The organism is Pseudorhodoferax sp. Leaf265 (assembly GCF_001422365.1).
Lineage (GTDB): Bacteria > Pseudomonadota > Gammaproteobacteria > Burkholderiales > Burkholderiaceae_C > Pseudorhodoferax.
Window position 1 is genome coordinate 530,546 of record NZ_LMMT01000001.1, and the last position, 17,328, is coordinate 547,873.

General features: G+C 71.2%; 15 protein-coding genes. 6 read left to right on the forward strand and 9 right to left on the reverse strand.

Features of this window, described 5'->3' with window-relative positions; translation table 11 throughout:
* Positions 1-6: 6 nt before the first annotated feature.
* The 4 genes from ASF45_RS02535 to ASF45_RS02550 are packed head-to-tail and all read right to left on the reverse strand — an operon-like array spanning position 7 to position 4,180.
* Positions 7-1,272 carry a GTP-binding protein gene (locus ASF45_RS02535; protein ID WP_056656356.1) on the reverse strand — a complete coding sequence of 422 codons (1,266 nt, stop codon included), beginning with the start codon at positions 1,270-1,272 and terminating at the stop codon, positions 7-9.
* On the reverse strand, positions 1,269-1,964 hold the full coding sequence (nthB, locus tag ASF45_RS02540) for a nitrile hydratase subunit beta (protein WP_056656359.1): 696 nt from the start codon (positions 1,962-1,964) through the stop codon (positions 1,269-1,271). The genes ASF45_RS02535 and nthB overlap by 4 nt, the downstream gene beginning before the upstream one ends.
* Positions 1,965-2,016: 52 nt before the next feature.
* Positions 2,017-2,616: a nitrile hydratase subunit alpha gene (nthA, locus tag ASF45_RS02545; RefSeq protein WP_056656362.1), complete on the reverse strand. Its 600-nt coding sequence runs from the start codon at positions 2,614-2,616 to the stop codon at positions 2,017-2,019.
* A 49-nt stretch (positions 2,617-2,665) separates the two neighbouring features.
* Positions 2,666-4,180 carry an amidase gene (locus tag ASF45_RS02550; protein ID WP_056656365.1) on the reverse strand — a complete coding sequence of 505 codons (1,515 nt, stop codon included), beginning with the start codon at positions 4,178-4,180 and terminating at the stop codon, positions 2,666-2,668.
* A 324-nt stretch (positions 4,181-4,504) separates the two neighbouring features.
* Between ASF45_RS02550 and ASF45_RS02555 the strand changes: the two genes are divergently transcribed.
* Both ASF45_RS02555 and ASF45_RS02560 read left to right on the forward strand, forming a co-directional pair.
* Complete coding sequence (locus tag ASF45_RS02555) at positions 4,505-5,434, forward strand: helix-turn-helix domain-containing protein (protein ID WP_056656368.1); 930 nt, start codon at positions 4,505-4,507, stop codon at positions 5,432-5,434.
* Positions 5,435-5,531: 97 nt separating this feature from the next.
* The gene (locus tag ASF45_RS02560; protein ID WP_056656371.1) at positions 5,532-6,515 is read left to right on the forward strand and encodes a helix-turn-helix domain-containing protein; all 984 of its coding nucleotides are present in this window, start codon (positions 5,532-5,534) and stop codon (positions 6,513-6,515) included.
* Here ASF45_RS02560 and ASF45_RS02565 read toward each other — a convergent pair.
* From ASF45_RS02565 to ASF45_RS02585, 5 genes are all read right to left on the reverse strand, one after another.
* Positions 6,487-7,383: a transporter gene (locus ASF45_RS02565; RefSeq protein ID WP_056656374.1), complete on the reverse strand. Its 897-nt coding sequence runs from the start codon at positions 7,381-7,383 to the stop codon at positions 6,487-6,489. The genes ASF45_RS02560 and ASF45_RS02565 overlap by 29 nt on opposite strands.
* Before the next feature lie 107 nt (positions 7,384-7,490).
* A complete protein-coding gene (locus tag ASF45_RS02570) occupies positions 7,491-8,090 on the reverse strand; it encodes a nitroreductase family protein (protein ID WP_056656378.1) in 600 nt (199 codons plus the stop codon).
* A complete protein-coding gene (locus tag ASF45_RS02575) occupies positions 8,087-9,421 on the reverse strand; it encodes a hypothetical protein (protein ID WP_056656381.1) in 1,335 nt (444 codons plus the stop codon). Before ASF45_RS02575 ends, ASF45_RS02570 begins: the two co-directional genes overlap by 4 nt.
* 16 nt (positions 9,422-9,437) lie before the next feature.
* Complete coding sequence (locus tag ASF45_RS02580) at positions 9,438-9,743, reverse strand: ferredoxin family protein (protein WP_056656384.1); 306 nt, start codon at positions 9,741-9,743, stop codon at positions 9,438-9,440.
* 27 nt (positions 9,744-9,770) lie between these two features.
* Complete coding sequence (locus ASF45_RS02585) at positions 9,771-11,915, reverse strand: molybdopterin-dependent oxidoreductase (RefSeq protein ID WP_235580785.1); 2,145 nt, start codon at positions 11,913-11,915, stop codon at positions 9,771-9,773.
* Positions 11,916-12,049: 134 nt separating this feature from the next.
* Between ASF45_RS02585 and ASF45_RS02590 the strand changes: the two genes are divergently transcribed.
* The 4 genes from ASF45_RS02590 to ASF45_RS02605 are packed head-to-tail and all read left to right on the forward strand — an operon-like array spanning position 12,050 to position 17,314.
* A complete protein-coding gene (locus ASF45_RS02590; protein WP_056656390.1) occupies positions 12,050-15,433 on the forward strand; it encodes an ATP-binding protein in 3,384 nt (1,127 codons plus the stop codon).
* The gene (locus ASF45_RS02595) at positions 15,415-16,332 is read left to right on the forward strand and encodes a response regulator transcription factor (RefSeq protein WP_235580786.1); all 918 of its coding nucleotides are present in this window, start codon (positions 15,415-15,417) and stop codon (positions 16,330-16,332) included. The genes ASF45_RS02590 and ASF45_RS02595 overlap by 19 nt, the downstream gene beginning before the upstream one ends.
* Before the next feature lie 45 nt (positions 16,333-16,377).
* Entirely contained in the window at positions 16,378-16,803 is a 426-nt protein-coding gene (locus ASF45_RS02600; protein WP_056656397.1) for a hypothetical protein, read from the forward strand.
* 22 nt (positions 16,804-16,825) lie between these two features.
* Positions 16,826-17,314, forward strand: coding sequence for a DUF6152 family protein (locus ASF45_RS02605; RefSeq protein WP_056656400.1), 489 nt, complete (start codon positions 16,826-16,828; stop codon positions 17,312-17,314).
* The last annotated feature ends 14 nt before the right edge of the window (positions 17,315-17,328 follow it).

Genomic DNA, 17,328 nt, shown 5'->3' on the forward strand with positions numbered 1-17,328 from the left:
CCGGGCTCAGTGCATGGCGGCCCCGGCGTCGAAGTCGGCGGCGCCGTCCAGCTGCGTCCACCGCGCGGGGCCCTGCGCGATCTCCTCGGGCGTCAGCAGGCAGGCGTCGAGTTCGCGCTGCAGACCTGCGCGGTCCAGGTCCTGGCCGATGAAGACGATCTCCTGGCGGCAGTCGCCTGCCGGCTCCTCCCAACGGGAGAGGATGGCGTCGCGCCGCGGCGTGTCCTGCGGCCAGTCACGCGGGAGCACGAAGCGCCACCAGCGCCCGACCCAGTCCCAGCGGAAGGGCCCGCCGGCCTGCACGAGCATGCCCGTCTCGCGCCAGCGGCTGGCGACCCAGAAGTAGCCCTTGCTGCGCAGCAGACGGCCCTGGCCCCAGGGCTGCCGCAGCCAGGCGAGCAGCCGGCCGGGGTGCAACGGTGCGCGCGCACGGTAGACCCAGCTGCCGATGCCGAACTCCTCGGACTCCGCAGCGCGCGCATCCTGCGGGCCCAGGTGGCGCATCCAGCCGGGTGCCTGCATCAGCCGCGGCAGGTCGAACTTGCCAGTGGCTAGCACCCTGGACAGGTCCACCCGGCCGTGGGCCATGGGTTCGATGTCGGCCTGCGGATTGAGGGCGCGCAGCAGGCCGCGCACCTGGGCGAAGCCCTCGTCGCCGATCCGGTCGGCGCGGCTCACCAGGATGACGTTGGCGAATTCCACCTGCTCGGTCAGCAGCGCCGAGAGGTCGCGCACGGGCGTGGAGCCGGCTGTGGCATCTGGTGCGCCGCCACCCACGCGCTCGCCGCTGGCCAGCAGCTCGGTGAAGCGGCTGCCGTCCACCACGGTGACCAGCGTGTCCAGCCGCGCCAGTTCGCTCAGGCTGAAGCCATCGGCATCGAGGAAGGCGAAGGTCTCGGCCACGGGCAGCGGCTCGGAGATGCCGGTGGACTCGATGAGCAGGTGGTCGAAGCGCTGCTGGCGCGCCAGCTGGCTGACCTGCGCCAGCAGGTCGGCCCGCAGCGTGCAGCAGATGCAGCCGTTGTGCATCTCCACCAGCTCGTCCTGGCCGCGGTGCAGCGCCACGCCGCGCTGCAAGTCCTCGGCGTCGATGTTGACCTCGCTCATGTCGTTGACGATGACCGCCACGCGCAGGCCCTGCCGGTTGCGCAGGATGTGCTGCAGCAGCGTGGTCTTGCCGGCGCCGAGGAAGCCGGACAGCACGGTCACCGGCAGGCGCCGGAACCCCGCGCCTGGCGCAGCCGCGCTGGCCGCAGCCGCAGCCTCGCTCATGCCGCGACGGGCTGCCGGCTGGGCCGGGCCGGCGCGCCTGCGGCCTGCCCGGCGGGCGCCTTGTCCAGGTAGCTCTCGAACAGGTCCACGACCACGAAGCCGTCGTCGGCGGCGTCGCCCCACAGGTCTTTCACGTCGAACTGCACGTGGTACGTGGGCTGGTGGACGGCGCTGGTGTCGCCATGGCCGATCGCGTCGGGGAAGGGCCACTTCTCGGTGGTGCGGTGCAGGACGACGCCCTGCCGGCCGCGCACATAGCCCGGCGCGCGGATGTGCCCGGCGACGTGCTCGTCGCGGACCACCACGCGGTCGCCCACCTCGAACGGCGCGCGGCCGGTGATGGCCGGACGGCCGCCGGAGCGGGCCGGGCTGGCCAGCTGGAAGTGCGCACCCAGCGCGGCGTCGAGTTCTTCCTGCGTGATGACGCCGCACTCCACCAGCAGCGTGGCCGAGGCGATGACGTAGCGCTCGTAGTAGCGCGTGCCCGCATGCTGGCGGAACTCGATGCGCTCGACCGCGTGCCGCACCTCGTCGATGCTGAACTTGCCCAGGTGGGCCGCCCCCAGAAACATCAGGCCGTAGGCCAGGTGTTCCCAGTCTTCGTGGAAGACGGGCTTGTAGCTGTCGGTGTCGATGGCGTGCGCCACCTTGCCGAAGCCTTGGACACCGCCGAGGTCGTGAAAGCCGTCCATGGCTGGATCTCCGTAAATGGTTGGATGAAAGGAAGGACCGGGGCCGGGCGGCTCAGGCCACGCGCGGCAGGGCCACGCCGATGAGCACGTCCTTGGTGACGAGCGCGCGCAGCTGCTCCTCGGCCATGCCTTCGGTGCCGGCCGGGCGCAGCGGCAGTACCAGGTAGCGGGTCTCGGCGCTGGTGTCCCACACCCGCACAGCCACGTCGTCGGGCAGCGCGGTGCCCAGTTCGCGCAGCACCGTGCGGCCCTCGCGCACCAGGCGGGCGCGGAACTCGAAGCTCTTGTACCACTCGGGCGGCAGGCCCAGCACCGGCCAGTTGGTGCACGAGCACAGGCTGCACACGATGACGTTCTTGAGGGTGGGCGTGTCCTCCAGCGCGACGATGTACTCGCCCTGCGGGCCGGTGTAGCCGAACTGCGCGCAGGCGGCGGTGCCGTCGCGCAGCAGCAGCGCGCGGTACGCCGGGTCCACCCAGGCCTTGGCCACCACGCGGGCGCCATTGGCCGGGTCGAACTGGTGGGCCATCATGTCGGTCAGACCCTCCAGGTAGCCGTCGGGAATCAGGTCCTTGTCCTTGAGGACCTGGAACAGCGCCCAGGCTCTCTGGCCCGGCGTGGGGGTGGCCGTTGCGGCGGCGTGCGTGCTCATCGTGTGCTCCTTGTCGCGTGGTGGAAGAAAAACGTGCGGCGTGCCGGGTTCACAGTGCCCTCCAGTCGCCACCGGCCTCGAACGCGGCCGCGGCCTGGTAGACGGTGGCCTCGGCCCAGGGCCGGCCGACCAGCATCAGCCCCACCGGCAGTCCGTCGACCATGCCGCAGGGAATGGACATGGCCGGGTGGCCGGTGATGTTGAACGGCGCGGTGTTGCCCAGCATCTCGAAGGCGCGGGCCACGTACTCGGCCACGGGCGCGTCGGCTGGTGGCAGCGGCGTGGCCGTGATGGGCACCGTGGGCATGGCCAGCAGGTCCCAGTCGCCCAGCGCTCGGTCGTAGGCCGAGCTCAGCAGCCGCGCGAGGTTGCGCGCCTTGGCGTAATAGCGGCCGTGGTAGCGCTCGATGCCGTACTGGCCCACCAGCATGCAGATCTGCAGCGTGGGCGAGAGCCGGTCGGCCTGCTCGCGCCACTGGGCATGGCGGTCGACCAGGCCCACGTCGTACAGGCCCTTCCAGTTGAAGCCCATGCCGTTGCCATGCATCATCTGCGCGGTCAGCCCCTCGCAGCCCAGGGGCTGCCACAGCGCGGGGCCGATCGCGTGCTCGGGCACGGAGACGTCGGCAACGGTGGCGCCCAGCCGGCGCAGCCGCTCCAGCGCGGCGCGCACCTTCGCGGCCACGGCCGGGTCGAGGTTGGCCAGCGCGAAGCCTTCGGCCAGCACGCCGATCCGCAGGCCGCCGGCACCTTCCGAGAGCCCCGCCGCGTAGTCGTGCACGCGCACGCCGCCCTGCCGTGGATCCAGCCCGTCGGCACCGGCCAGCACCTGCAGCAGCAGCGCGTTGTCGCGCACGTTGGCGGTGATGGGGCCGACGTGGTCCAGCGTCGACTCGATGGGCATCACGCCCGTGTAAGGTACCAGCCCGTGCGTGGGCTTCATGCCGTAGGTGCCGCAGAAGGCCGAGGGAATGCGGATCGAGCCCCCCTGGTCGCCGCCGATGGCCATGTCAACCGCGCCGGCGGCGACCAGCGCCGCGCTGCCCGAGGACGACCCGCCGGCGCTGTAGCCGTGGCGCCGCGGGTTGTGCACCGGCGCGGGGTCGGAGGTGTGGCTGCCGCCGGACAGGCAGAAGTGCTCGCAGGTGGCCTTGCCCGCGATGGTGGCGCCCTCCTCCAGCATGCGCGTGACGAGGGTGGCGTCGAAGGCGGGCACGAAGCCCTCCAGCGTGGCCGAGCCGTTCATCATCGGCACGCCGGCCAGCGCGATGTTGTCCTTGAGCGCCACCGTGCGGCCCGCGAGCCGCCCCTGTGCCGCGCCCTTCACCTCGGTCCTGACGTACCAGGCGTTGTCGGGGTTCTCCGCCGCCGACGGGCGGCGGCCCGGTCCGCGTGGATGGTCGACCGGCGGCACGTGGTCCGGCATGCCGTCGATCAGGTCGTAGGCGTCCAGGCTGGGTTGCATGAGCGCCAGGTAGGTGTCGACGCGCTCGGGCGTCAGGTGGATGTGCAGCCGCCGGGCGATGTCGGCGAGCTGTTCGGCGTTGGGACGGGCGATGGCCATGCGGGAAGTTCCTTGCACAAGCGGTGGTGGACCGGCGACGCCTGCGGGCCACGGGGGCCGACGCACGGCGTGCAGGGCATGGCGCCATCGTAGGAAGGGCGTGCGGTTCCGACTTGGCTGTGCCCGCCATCTTCTTGGCTGGCATGGACATGCGTTGCCGCAGGCGCGCGGCAGCGCAACGCCGGCCCCGCGGACTCCGGGTGAATCCGGATCGCCTCCCGCAGGTGGCCGCCGCATGCTTGCGGGTGGTGCCGCGCCGCCTCGCTGGTACGTGTCTTGCACGCATGGCGGCCCCCGCAGCCGCCACCATCCAGACCAACCGCGATGACCATCGAATACACCACCACCGAGATCGCACCGGGCCAGCGCTTCGAGTACTGGAAGGAGGTCGTCTGCCGCCACTGCATCGCCGCGCACAGCGACCCGCTGGACACCAGCGACTTCGACGGCAGCCTGTGGGTCCGGCCCCTGGGGGCCATGGACCTGTGCACGGTGCGCGCGCCCGTCCACCACTGGGAGCGCACGTCCGGGCAGGTGCGCGGCGAGCCCGACGACGATCTCTGGCTCGGCTTCATGGACCGCAGTGCCGGCACCCTGGAGCAAGGCGGCCGGCAGGCATCTCTGGGTGCGCGCGACATCGTGCTCTACGACGCCGACCAGCCCTTCCGCTTCGACTTCGGCGGCCAGGCCGCGCACCTGATGCGCATCCCCCGGCGCCTGCTCGCGCAGCGGGTGCGCGGCGTGGAGCGGCTGACCGCCGTGGTGCTGGACGAACGGCGGCCCGGGCTGGTGCCGCTGCGCGAGATGCTGCTGCAGGCCGTCGTGCACCCCAGCGTGCAGGCCGACGCGGCCATGGCCGCGCGGTTCGGCGAGACGCTGCTGGAACTGCTGGTTCTGAGCCTGGAACTGCAGGACGCGCCCGGGCGCGCGGCAGAGCGCGACCTGTACGCGGCCGCCATGCGCCACATCCGCGCGCACCTGGCCGATCCCGACCTGTCGCCGGAGGGCGTGGCGCAGGCCATCCATGTGTCGCCACGCACGCTGGTCCGCGCCTTCGCCCGCCACCAGAAGACGCCGATGGCCACGATCTGGCACGAGCGCCTGCTGTCGAGCCGCCTGGCCATCGAGCAGGGACGCGCGCGCAGCGTCTCGCAGGCCGCGCTGGACAGCGGCTTCACCGACTTCTCCCACTTCAGCCACGCCTTTCGCAAGGCCTTCGGCACCGCGCCCAGCACGCTGCTGCCGCGGCGCTGAGCACAGGCGGGAGCCGGACGACTGGCACGGTTCCTGCTGACCCATGCCGACCCACACCAGCTCCGCACCGGCGCAGACACCCGACCCACGACAGCCGATGGCCTCCCTCCACGACACCGCCCGCCTCCTGGTGCACGCGCGCGATCCGCACGAGCAGGCCTCCAGCTTCGGCTTGCTGGAGCAGTCCTACGAGCAGCTCTCGCCGGGCCGGTTCTCGGGCAGCCTCTTCGCGTTCAGCGCCAACGACATCACCGTCTTCCAGGAAACGCTGGACCAGAGCGTGTTCCAGACGGGCGTGTCCGACCCGGGCCACTTCACCATCGCCATGGCCTGCGAACTGTCGGAACGGGCGTACTGGAACGGCCGCCACATCGACCAGGACGCGGTCGTGGCCTTCACGCCCGGGCGTGAGTTCGAGCTGCGCACCCCCACGCACGCGGTGTGCGTGGGCATCACGCTGGCGCCCTCCGCCCTGCATTCGCTGGCACCCGAACGCACGCCCGAGCAATGGCACAAGGTCTTCGCCGACCACGACTGCTGGTCGCGGGCCGGAGGATTGAAGACGGCGTTGCAGCGCCGGATCGCCGAACTCCAGCAGGCCGACGACGACACCGCAGCCGCCGACTGGCCGGCCCGGCTGCTCGGCCTGCGCGAACTGACCATCGACTACCTGGGCAGCGTGATCGAGAGCGGCGGCGGCGCCGCGCACAAGCTGCGCGCCGACAGCTATCCGCGCATCGCCAGGCGCGCCCGCACGGCCATGCTCGAGCGGCTGCACGAGCCGCTGTCGGTCTCCGACCTGTGCCTGCAGCTGGGCTGCTCGCGCCGCTCCCTGCAGTACGCCTTCGAGAGCATCTACGGCCAGAACCCGATGGCCTACCTGCGCACGCTGCGGCTGGCGGCTGCGCGCCGGCAGCTGACCAGTGGTGCGCCCGGCGTGCTGGTCCAGGACGTCGCGGCTGCCGTGGGCTTCAGCCATCTGCCGCGCTTCGCCCAGGCCTATGCACAGATGTACGGCGAGCGGCCGTCGGAGTCGCTGGCCGCCAGCGCGCCTAGAACAGGTAGAAGGCCCGCAGGTTGAGGCGCGCCTGCTCGCGCAGGCCGTTGCGCACGTGCACGTCGCGTGCAACGGTGGCCATCAACTGCAGGTTCGGGGCCACGAAGGTGCTGGCCGTGAGCTTGACGGCGGTGGTGCCCACGGTGTCGTTCAGCGAGACACCGTCGACGCGGCTTTCGCCGCCCAGGGCGTGCGTGATCCCCAGCGCCGTGGAGACGCCTGCAGCGGGGTCGTAGCGCAGGTACAGCTGGCCGGCGTACAAGGGTTTTTGCCGCAAGGTCGCATCGGCCGCCGCACCGCAGGCGGCACGGCAGGCGTCGTTCTTGCCGAAGAAGGTGACGTCGCCCACCGCATCGACGCGCCAACGCGGCGCAATGGCGCGGGTATAGGCCGTCTGCAGCGCCAACTTCCAGCGGTGCTCGCCGAGGTTCAGGGGCTGGTCCGCGTCGTAGCTGCCGGTGGGCACGTACAGGTAGGGCGTGAAGCCGAAGACCTCGCCGGATGCCGCGTCGATCTTGTACTTGAAGGCCGTGGCCAGGATGAGGTCGCCCACGCCCGAGCGGCTGCCCAGCGGCGCCAGGTCGCCGGAGGCGCGCAGGTGCCCGAAAGGCAGCAGCAGCTGCGGGTCGACCGTCCAGCGGTCGTCGATGCGCAGCACCTGCAGGTAGCGCGCGATGCCCACCGTGCTGGCCAGCCGCGGCGTGCCCGGCTGGCGTTCACCGGCGGCATAGGCCGCGTCGCGCCGGGCGTACTGGCCATAGACGATGAAGGCACGGGTGCCATCGGGCAAGGCGGTGTAGTCGCCGGCTTCGACGTCGATGGCGCGGGCCGTGCAGGGGCCGAGCAGGATGCCCGCGGCGAGCGCGCAGGCACCGAGGCGGGACAGGGGCACGGAGCGGCTTGGTTGGCTGGTCAATTGGTTTCTCCCACGCCCGACAGCAGGCGCGGAAGAAATTCTGTTGGGCGTGGACGGGCCCGCGTTATCCAGATTCAGCAAGTTCATGGCCGGCTGCCGAGATACACGAAACACGCCAGCACCTCGCCTGCGCCGCAGGCCACCGCGCGCACCGCCGGATGCGCCACGCGCGGGCCGCTGAGGGCCTTGCCGGCATAGCCCAGGGCCGTCGCGGCGCCCAGCACCGCGCCCAGCGAGGCCCCCACGCTCATCCATTGCTCGTGCGGTGGCACCTGCGGCACGTCGGTGGCGATGCGCGCCACCACGCTGAGCAGGCACGGCGCGCCGAAGGCCTTGGCGCACTCCTCGTCGCGCACCTGCGCATCGAGCAGCGCCGCACACGCCAGGCCGCGCGCCGCCGCGGCGTAGGCCAGGAAGGCCTGGGCATAGCGCTCACGCTGGTCGGTGTCGGCCGGCACGATGCGGCAGGGGCGCAGCCGGCCATGGTCGGAGACATTCGCCGCGGCCTGCAGCAGCAGCGCACATTCGCCCGGCCCCGGGCCCGGCGCCACCAGCTTGCGCGGGCCGGTGGAGCGGCGCGTGAGCCAGGGGGCCAGCAGGGCGCTGGTGGCGTCGCACCCGGGTGCGGCCACGCAGGCGGTCCGGTGCGCCGGTGCGCCCTCGCCCGGCCCGGCGATGCTCATGCAGGGGCCAGGGTGGCCAGCGTGCGCAGCGCGTCGTCGAGCGACAGCAGCTTCTCGCGCGGCTTGCCCAGCGCAGCGCCCTGCGCGCGCTCGTGCGCATCGAGCAGGCACCAGCCGGCATGGCCGAACGTGGCGATGCCGCGCGACTGCAGCAGCGCGCCGAAGTCGGTGGCCTGCGGCGGCGGGCCCTGCAGCAGCGCGGGCAGGGTCGCGAGCAGCGTCGCGGCGGTCTCGTCGCCGCAGGCCCGGTTCGTACCGATGATGCCGGACGGGCCGCGCTTGGCCCAACCCGCCACGAACAGGCCGGGCACCGCTTGCCCCGCCTCGTCCAGCACCTGGCCCGCGCGGTGGTGCAGGTGGCCTGCCGCGGTGCAGCCGGGTGCGCCCGGGATCGCACGGCTGGCGAAGCCGACGCAGGTGACGGCGATTCCGCAGGCAATCTCGACGTCCTGACCAGCGCCCAGGCCCGAACGCAGCCGCACGCCACGCAGCGTGCCGGCACCGACGAAGGCCGTCGGCGTGGCGTGGAACCACAGGTTCACCGTCAGCCTGCCGTCCGTCGCGTCCACCGGCACGTCGCGCTGGGCGCGCAGCCACTGCAGCACGCGCCGGGCGTCCGGGCTGTCGGCCTGCTCCCACATGGCCTCGGTGAAGCTGTCGGCCTGCGGCAGCCGGATGCGCACATTGGGCAGGTCGGCCAGCTGGCGGAACTCCTTGAAGGTGAACTTCATGCTGCCCGGGCCGCCGCGGCCCAGCAGGTGCACCTCGCGGATGCCGCGCTGGCGAAACGCCTGCAGCATCGGCTGGGGGATGTCGGAGACGGCCAGGTCGTCGAAGCTGCGGACCAGCAGCCGGCACACGTCCAGCGCCACGTTGCCGTGGCCGACGATGGCCGCGCTGTCCACGGCGAGGTCCGGCGCCAGGCCGGCATGCTCGGCGTGGCCGTTGTACCAGCCCACGAAGGCAGCCGCGCTGAAGACCTGCGGCAGCGACTCGCCTGCGATGCCCAAGCGGCGGCCCAGGGCGGCGCCATGCGTGAGCACGACGGCGTGGCTGCCGGCGCGCAGCGCGTCCAGTGCGAGGTCGCGGCCGATCTCGACGCCGGCATGCAGCTGCAGCCGCGCGTGGCCGGCGATGCCATCGAACACGGCGGCGACCTGCTTGAGCTTCTGGTGGTCCGGCGCCACGCCGTAGCGCACCAGCCCGTGCGGCGCGGCGGCACGCTCGAACAGGTGCAGCCGGCCACCGGGCAGGGCCTGCAGCAGGGCCTCGGCGACGTAGAAGCCGGCCGGGCCGGCGCCGACGATGGAGATGACCGGGGCGGGCGTCATGCTGCGGCCTGCACGGTCAGTGGCCGAGTGCGGCGCGCCGCTCGGCCGCGGTCGGCAGCGGCACGGCGCGCTCGCGCACCGTGGGCAAGGCCTTGGCGCGCTCGGCGTTCACGCCGATCCAGATCTGCTGGTCGTCCTCCAGGTCGAAGCTGTCGACGATGGCATGCACCGGGCATTGGGGCACGCAGGCGCCGCAGTCCACGCACAGGTCGGGGTCGATGTACAGCCGCGTGCCGTCGCCGCGGAAGCAGGCGACGGGACAGACGGTCACGCATTCGGTGTAGCGGCACTGCGTGCAGTTGTCGGTGACGACGTGGGTCATGGTGGGTGGTGTGTTGCTCTGGAAAGGTCAGCCCGGCACGACCTCGACCAGGTTGTCGGAGAAGGTCGGCGCGCGGCCCAGGTCGGCGAACGCCGTGGGATTGAGCGCCGCCGGGGTGGCGCCGGCGATGCTGCCCGCGACCCAGAAGCCCAGCGGCGCGACGACCACGCCCGCCATCGCATCCTCGGTGACGCGCGCCTGCGCCTTGAAGCTGCCGCGGCCGTTGCGCACCGTGACGACATCCTCGTGCGCGATGCCGCGCACCGCGGCGTCGGCGGGGTGGATCATCACGTACTGCGGCCCCTGGTGGGCCAGCTGGCGACGCATGTTGCCGTAGTTGGAATTGAGGAAGGCGTGGCCCTTGGGCGACATCATCGAGAGCGGGTAGGAGGCGGCCAATGCCGCGTCCGTCGCCCCGGTCTCGTGGCGTGGCCGGAACGTGGGCAGCGCATCGACCGGCCCACCGTCCTGCAGGCCGGCGTAGCCCTGGCGGAACACCGGCAGCACGAAGTTGCCGCCGGCCGCCATCGAGGCCTTCAGCTCGACCTTGCCCGAAGGCGTGGGAAAGCCGCCTTCGGCATGCGGCGCATAGCTGTCGGGCGCAGGCAGGTTCAGCCGTGCATAACCGGTGGCGCGCAGGCCCTCCATGCTGATGCCCTGCAGGGCGGGGTGGTCCCACACCATGGACTCGCGCATGATCTGTTCGTCGTCGCGGTAGAAGAACGGATCGTCGAACCCCATGGCGCGCGCCAGCCGCCGGAACAGCTCGGCGTTGCTCACGGCCTCGCCGATGGGCGCGACGGACGGCTGGTTCAGCGTCAGGTAGAAGTGCCCCCAGGAGAACATCAGGTCGGCCTGCTCGACCTGCGTGGTGGCGGGCAGCAGGATGTCGGCGTAGCGCGCGGTGTCGGTCACGAAATGCTCGCTCACCACCGTGAACAGGTCCTCGCGCGACAGCCCCTCGACCAGCCGCGCCTGGTCGGGCGCCACCACCAGCGGGTTGCTGTTGTAGACGAACAGCGTCTCGATCGGCGTCTGCAGTCCCAGATCGTGCGTGAGCGCGCGGCCCAGTTGCCACTGGTTGACGACCGGCGTGCCCTCGGGGATGAAGTCCGCGCGGTGCAGGCCGTCCCAGTTGATCGGGAATGCCCACAGCGGCAGCTGCAGGATGCCGCCACCCGGCTTGCGCCAGGCGCCGACCAGGGCCGGCAGGCTCGTGACGGCGCGCACCAGCTGCCCACCGCCGGCCGAGCGCTCGATGCCCACGCCGATGCGGATCGCGGACGGCTGCACCGTGGCGTACTCGCGCGCCAGCACGCGGATGACCTCGGCGTCCACGCCCGTCACTTCGGCGGCGAACTCCGGGGTGTACTGCTGGACGTGCGCCTGCAGTTCGTCGAAGCCGGTGGTGTACTTCTCCACGTAGTCGGCATCGGTGAGTCCCTCGTTGACGATGACGTGCATCATCGCCAGGGCCAGCGCGGCGTCGGTGCCCGGGCGGATGCGGATGTGCTGGTCGGCCTGCTGCGCGCCACGGGTGCGCACCGGGTCGATGACGATCAGCTTGGCGCCGTTGCGCTGCGCCTTCTCCACGAACGGCCACATGTGGGCGTTGGTGCTCAGCATGTTGCAGGCCCACAGGATGATCAGCCTGGAGTGCTGGAAGCTCTCCGGGTCCATGCCGGGCGTGGGCCCCACGGTCATGATGTAGCCGGTGCAGGCGCCCGAATCGCAGAACGTGCGCTCGGACACCGTGGCGCCCAGCTTGTTGAAGAACGGGTCGCCGACGGTCAGGCCATTCACCAGGCCCTGGGTGCCCAGGTAGCTGTACGGCAGGATCGCGTGCGGGCCCGAGCGGGCGATGGTGGCGCGCAGGCGCGCGCTGACCGTCTCCAAGGCCTCGTCCCAGCCGATGCGTTCGAACTGGCCCGCACCCTTGGGGCCCTTGCGGCGCATCGGGTAGAGCACGCGCTCGGGATGGTAGACGCGCTCCTGGTAGTGGTTGGTCTTGGCGCACAGGCGCCCCTGGGTGAACGGATGGTCGGGATTGCCCTGCACGCCCGTGACCTTGCCGTCCTTGACCTTGACCAGCATGGAGCAGGTGTCGGGGCAATCGTGGGGACAGGCGCCGAGGACGGTGGTCTCACCGCCGGCCGATGGTTGAGTGCTCACGTGGTGTTCCGGTCGTCATCGTTGGGAAGTCCATTGAAGCACCAGGGCGCTGGCCGCGGTTATCCAGTTTCGGCAAGTTTTCCGGCCCTCCCCGGTCCGGCGAGGGTACGTTTATTGCATGGGCCAGGGGTTCCATGGACGACACCTCCGCCGCCGCAGCCCCCGCCCAGAAGATCTTCCGCATCCGCCGGGAGTACAACACCTGGGTCGCCAACGAGACCATGGAGGATTTCTCGCTGCGCTTCACGCCGCGGGCGCGCCGCCACTGGTCGGAATTTCGCGTGGCCAACACCGCGCTGGGCGCGGTCTCGTTCCTGGCGCTGGAGGCCATCGGCGCGGCCATGGCGCTGAACTACGGCTTTGCCAACGCGCTGTGGGCGATCCTGCTGGTCGGCGCCATCACCTTCCTCACCGCGCTGCCGATCAGCTACTACGCGGCGCGCTACGCGGTCGACATGGACCTGCTCACGCGCGGCGCGGGCTTCGGCTACCTGGGCTCGACCATCACCTCGCTGATCTACGCCAGCTTCACCTTCATCTTCTTCGCGCTGGAGGCGGCCATCATGGCCTCGGCGCTGCAGCTGTACTTCACCGGCTGGTCGATCACGGCCTGCTACCTGCTGTCTTCGCTGGTGGTGATTCCGCTGGTGACCTACGGCATCACCTTCATCAGCCGGCTGCAGTCGTGGACGCAGCCGCTGTGGCTGGCGCTGCTGGTGCTGCCCTTCATCGCCATCGCGGTCAAGAACCCCGGCGTGTTCGCGCAGCTGCCCGGCCTGTCGGGCTTCACCTCCGGCGAGAGAGACTTCTCCTGGCTGATGTTCGGCGCGGCCGCCACCATGGCCTTCGCGCTCGTGGTGCAGGTCGGCGAGCAGGTGGACTTCCTGCGCTTCCTGCCCGAGAAGACCGCGGCCAACCGGCTGCGCTGGTGGGCTGCCGTGCTGGCCGCCGGGCCAGGCTGGATCGTGCCCGGAATGCTCAAGATGCTGGGCGGCATGCTGCTGGCCTACCTGGTGCTGCAGATCCAGCTGCCGCTGGACAAGGCGCTGGACCCGACGCAGATGTACCTCGCCGCCTTCGGCCTGCTGTTCGCCGACCCGGCCTGGGCGGTAGCGATCACGGTGGTGTTCGTGGTCATCTCGCAGATCAAGATCAACGTCACCAATGCCTATGCGGGCTCGCTGGCCTGGTCGAATTTCTTCGCGCGGCTCACGCACAGCCATCCGGGCCGCGTGGTGTGGCTGGTGTTCAACGTGCTGATCGCCATCCTGCTGCTCACGCTCGGGGTGTTCCGCGCGCTGGAGGAGGTGCTGGGCCTGTACGCCAACATCGCCATCGCCTGGGTCGGCGCGCTGGTGGCCGACCTGGTCATCAACAAACCGCTGGGCCTGTCGCCCCAGGGCATCGAATTCCAGCGCGGGCACCTGTACGACATCAACCCGGTGGGCGTGGGCGCCATGCTGCTGGCCGGAGCCGTGGGGGTGGCCAGCTACGCCGGTGCGCTGGGGCCGGGGGCGCGCGCGTTCTCGCCCTTGCTGGCGCTGGGCACGGCCCTGTTGGCCGCGCCGCTGATCGCCTGGGGCACGCGCGGGCGCTGGTACATCGCGCGCCCGCGCACGCCCTTGTGGCAGCCTGGCGAAAGCGTGGCCTGCTCGGTCTGCGAGAACCGCTTCGAGTCCGAGGACATGTCCTTCTGCCCGGCCTACGGCGCGGCGATCTGCTCGCTGTGCTGCACGCTGGAATCGCGCTGCCACGACCGCTGCAAGAGCCGCTCCAGCGCGTCCGAGCAGACCCACGACCTGCTGCGCAAGCTGCTGCCCGGCGCGGTGGCGCAGCGCGTGAACTTCCGGCTCACGCACTACCTGGTGGTGCTGGTGTCGCTGGTGCTGCTGCTGTCCACCGTGATGGGGCTGGTGTACTACCAGGACGTGGTAGCCGCCAACCTGGACGCCCATGCGCGCGCCAGCATGCGCACGGGCTTCCAGAAGGTCTACACACTGGCGCTGCTGCTGCTGGCCGTGGGGGCCTGGTGGATCGTGCTGGGTGTGGAAAGCCGCGAGGTGGCACAGGACGAATCCAACCACCAGAACCAGTTGCTGCTGCGCGAGATCGACGCCCACAAGCGCACCGACGCCGCCTTGCAGAAGGCCAAGGAGGTGGCCGAGGCCGCCAACCTGGCCAAGACCCGCTTCGTGACCGGCATGAGCCACGAGTTCCGCACGCCGCTCAACAGCATCCTGGGCTATTCGCAGGTGCTGCTGCGCAGTGCCGACAACGAGGCCGTGCGCGGGCCGGTGGCCACCATCCAGCGCAGCGGCCAGCACCTGTCCAGCCTGATCGACGGCATGCTGGACCTGGCCCGCATCGAGGCCGGCCGCATGCGCATCGAGCCGGCCGCGGTCTCGCTGCGCGACTTCCTGGACGATCTGGTGCGCATGGTGGAGCCGCAGGCGCATGCCAAGGGCCTGGCGTTCCGGCTCGAACTGTCGGCGCGGGCCTTGCCGGCCTACGTGCAGGCCGATGCCAGGCGGCTGCGCCAGATCCTGCTGAACCTGCTCAGCAACGCGATCAAGTTCACGGCCACGGGCCAGGTGGTGCTGCGCGTGTCGCACCGCATGGAGGTGGCGCGTTTCGAGGTCGAGGACAGTGGCGTGGGCATTGCCGCGCACGACCTGGAGCGCATCTTCCTGCCGTTCGAGCGCAGCGGCTCGGGCCGCGTCGCGCACGAGCCCGGCACGGGCCTGGGCCTGGCGATCACGCGGCTGCTGACCGACCTCATGGGCGGCGAACTGTCGGTCACCAGCAGCATCGGCCAGGGCAGCTGCTTCAGGCTCAGGCTGTACATGCGCGAACTGACGGCCATCGACCAGCACCAGGTGGAGAACCACCGCCGGGTGATCGGCTACCGCGGCGAGCGGCGCCGTCTGCTGCTGGTGGACGACCAGCCCGAGCAGCGCCAGCTGCTGGCCGCGATCCTGATCCCGCTGGGCTTCGTCACGCAGGAGGCCGCCAGCGGCCCCGAATGCCTGCAGGCCGTGGCCTCGCATCCGCCCGACATGGTGCTGCTCGACGTGAACATGGGCGAGATGGACGGCTGGGCCACCTGCCGCGCCCTGCGCCAGGCCGGCCACGCGGCGCTGCCGGTGGTGATGGTGTCGGCCAACGTGTTCCACGCACCGGGGCAGCTGGACGGCAGCGGCTGCAACGGCTTCGTCACCAAGCCGGTGGCCGAGTCCGAACTGATGGGCCAGCTGGAGCGGCATCTGCAGCTCGAGTGGGTCCACGAGGTGCCACCCGAGCGGCTGGTGCCCGAGCCCGCGCAGGCGCTGGCCCACACCCTGTCCAACGAGGCCACGGCCGAGCTGATCTGGCTCGCACGCATCGGCGATCTGGGCTCGTTGAAACGCGGCATCGCCCGCATGGCCGATCCCGCCACGCAGCGCGAGTGCGACTACCTGCGCCAGCTGGTCGAGCGGGTCGATCTGGAGAGTCTTCTGAGATGGTTGCAACGGGAATGACGGCCGCACCGCAAAAACTGGTCGTGCAGGTCGTGGACGATGCGCCGGACACGCTGGGCTTCCTCGTGGACGCCCTGGAGGCGGCCGGCTACGGCGTGCTGGTGGCGCGCAGCGGCGAGGCCGCGCTGCAGGGCCTGGAGTGGGTGATCCCGGACGCCATCCTGCTCGATGCGCTGATGCCGGGCCTGGACGGCTTCGAGACCTGCCGGCGCATCAAGGCCCTGCCCGAGCGCGCCCACGTGCCCGTGATCTTCATGACCGCGTTGTCGGAAACGGCGCACATCGTTGCGGGCTTCGAAGCCGGTGGCGTGGACTACGTGGTCAAGCCCGTCAAGATCGACGAGGTGCTGGCGCGCCTGGGCACCCATGTGCGCAACGCACGGGTCTCGCGGCTGGCCCGCGAGGCGGTCGACCTCGGCGGCCTGGGCGTGCTGCTGCTGGACCACCAGGACCGGCTGGCCTGGCGCTCGCCACGTGCGGCCGAATGGCTGCAGCGCTTCTCGGCCCGGCCGGCCGAGCAATGGCAGGCCTGGCTGGCGCCGCAGCTCGCGCCGCTGCGCGCGGCCGGCGGCGGCTCGGCCTTGCTGGCCACCACGGGGGGCGAGGAGCTGCGGCTGCAATGGATCGGCGCCAGCGGCATGGCCGAGGCCATGGCGCTCCTGCAGGTGCGGCCGCAGGCGGCATCACGGCTGCGCGAGGCCGAACTCACGCCGCGCGAGGTCGAGGTGCTGTCCTGGCTGGCCAAGGGCAAGACCAACCGGGACATCGGCGACATCCTGGGCCTGTCGCCACGCACCGTGAACAAGCACCTCGAACATGCCTACGCCAAGCTGGGGGTGGAAACACGCGCCTCGGCCGCCGCGCTCATGACGCGCGAAGGCGCTCTGCCTGACAACTGACGCGGGCATTCGCGCCGCGTCGCGCACCGGTGCGAAGATGGCCGCATGGACGCCTTCGCCGCCCTGCAGTCCCACCCCTGGGCCTACCCTGCCCTCGAAGTGGTGCACATCGTCGGCATCGCACTGCTGCTGGGCAACCTCGTGGCGCTGGAGGTGCGCGTGTTCGGCGGCGCCGCCGCGCTGCCGGTGCCGGCGCTGGCGCGGCTGTCGCTCACGCTGGCGCTGGCCGGCTTCGCGCTGGCCGCCGGCAGCGGCCTGCTGATGTTCGCCAGCCACCCCGGCGAACTGCTGGCCAACCGCAGCTTCCTGCTCAAGATGGGGCTGCTGGCGCTGGCCGGCTGCAACGCAGCCTGGTTCCACGGCCGCGGCGCGCTGGCGCGGCTTGACCGGCTGGCCAGGCTGCAGATGCTGGCGTCCACCCTGCTGTGGCTGGCGGCCATTGCCTGCGGCCGCTGGATTGCCTACGAATGAACCACCACCAAGGAGCGATGCCATGACCCTGCACCTCACGCGCCGCCGGCTGTTCGCGCTGGCCAGCCTGGCCACCCCGCTGGCGCTGCAGCGCGCCTACGCCCACCACGGCTGGAGCAGCTTCGACCAGGACCGGCCGATCTACCTGGAAGGCCAGGTCGTCGAGAGCCGCTGGCGCAACCCGCACGCCGAACTCGTGGTCGAGACGCCGGCCGCACTGGCCCTGCCGGCCGATTTGAAGCAGCGCACGCTGCCCCCCCAGAGCGCTGGCATCGACGGTGCCGCCTTGCTGGCCAACACCGTGCTGCCCACGCGCAAGGACCGGCGCTGGGAGCTGGAACTGGCACCGCTCACGCGCATGCGCGCCTGGCAGGCCGCGGAGATCCGCACAGGCGACCGCGTCGCAGCCGTGGGCTTCACGTTCAAGGGCGAGCAGGGCGATGCCGTCATGCGGGTGGAATACCTGTTCGTGGGCGACAAGACCTACGGGTTGCGCTCCAGCCCCGCATGAACAGGACAGTATTC

Bases quoted from the DNA above. Each gene is read 5' to 3' on its own strand.
- ASF45_RS02605 (WP_056656400.1), top strand. From the start codon at position 16,826: ATGACCCTGCACCTCACGCGCCGCCGGCTGTTCGCGCTGGCCAGCCTG.
- ASF45_RS02575 (WP_056656381.1), bottom strand. From the start codon at position 9,421: ATGACGCCCGCCCCGGTCATCTCCATCGTCGGCGCCGGCCCGGCCGGC.
- ASF45_RS02560 (WP_056656371.1), top strand. From the start codon at position 5,532: ATGGCCTCCCTCCACGACACCGCCCGCCTCCTGGTGCACGCGCGCGAT.
- ASF45_RS02595 (WP_235580786.1), top strand. From the start codon at position 15,415: ATGGTTGCAACGGGAATGACGGCCGCACCGCAAAAACTGGTCGTGCAG.
- nthA (WP_056656362.1), bottom strand. From the start codon at position 2,616: ATGAGCACGCACGCCGCCGCAACGGCCACCCCCACGCCGGGCCAGAGA.
- ASF45_RS02555 (WP_056656368.1), top strand. From the start codon at position 4,505: ATGACCATCGAATACACCACCACCGAGATCGCACCGGGCCAGCGCTTC.
- ASF45_RS02550 (WP_056656365.1), bottom strand. From the start codon at position 4,180: ATGGCCATCGCCCGTCCCAACGCCGAACAGCTCGCCGACATCGCCCGG.
- ASF45_RS02580 (WP_056656384.1), bottom strand. From the start codon at position 9,743: ATGACCCACGTCGTCACCGACAACTGCACGCAGTGCCGCTACACCGAA.
- ASF45_RS02590 (WP_056656390.1), top strand. From the start codon at position 12,050: ATGGACGACACCTCCGCCGCCGCAGCCCCCGCCCAGAAGATCTTCCGC.
- nthB (WP_056656359.1), bottom strand. From the start codon at position 1,964: ATGGACGGCTTTCACGACCTCGGCGGTGTCCAAGGCTTCGGCAAGGTG.
- ASF45_RS02570 (WP_056656378.1), bottom strand. From the start codon at position 8,090: ATGAGCATCGCCGGGCCGGGCGAGGGCGCACCGGCGCACCGGACCGCC.
- ASF45_RS02600 (WP_056656397.1), top strand. From the start codon at position 16,378: ATGGACGCCTTCGCCGCCCTGCAGTCCCACCCCTGGGCCTACCCTGCC.
- ASF45_RS02535 (WP_056656356.1), bottom strand. From the start codon at position 1,272: ATGAGCGAGGCTGCGGCTGCGGCCAGCGCGGCTGCGCCAGGCGCGGGG.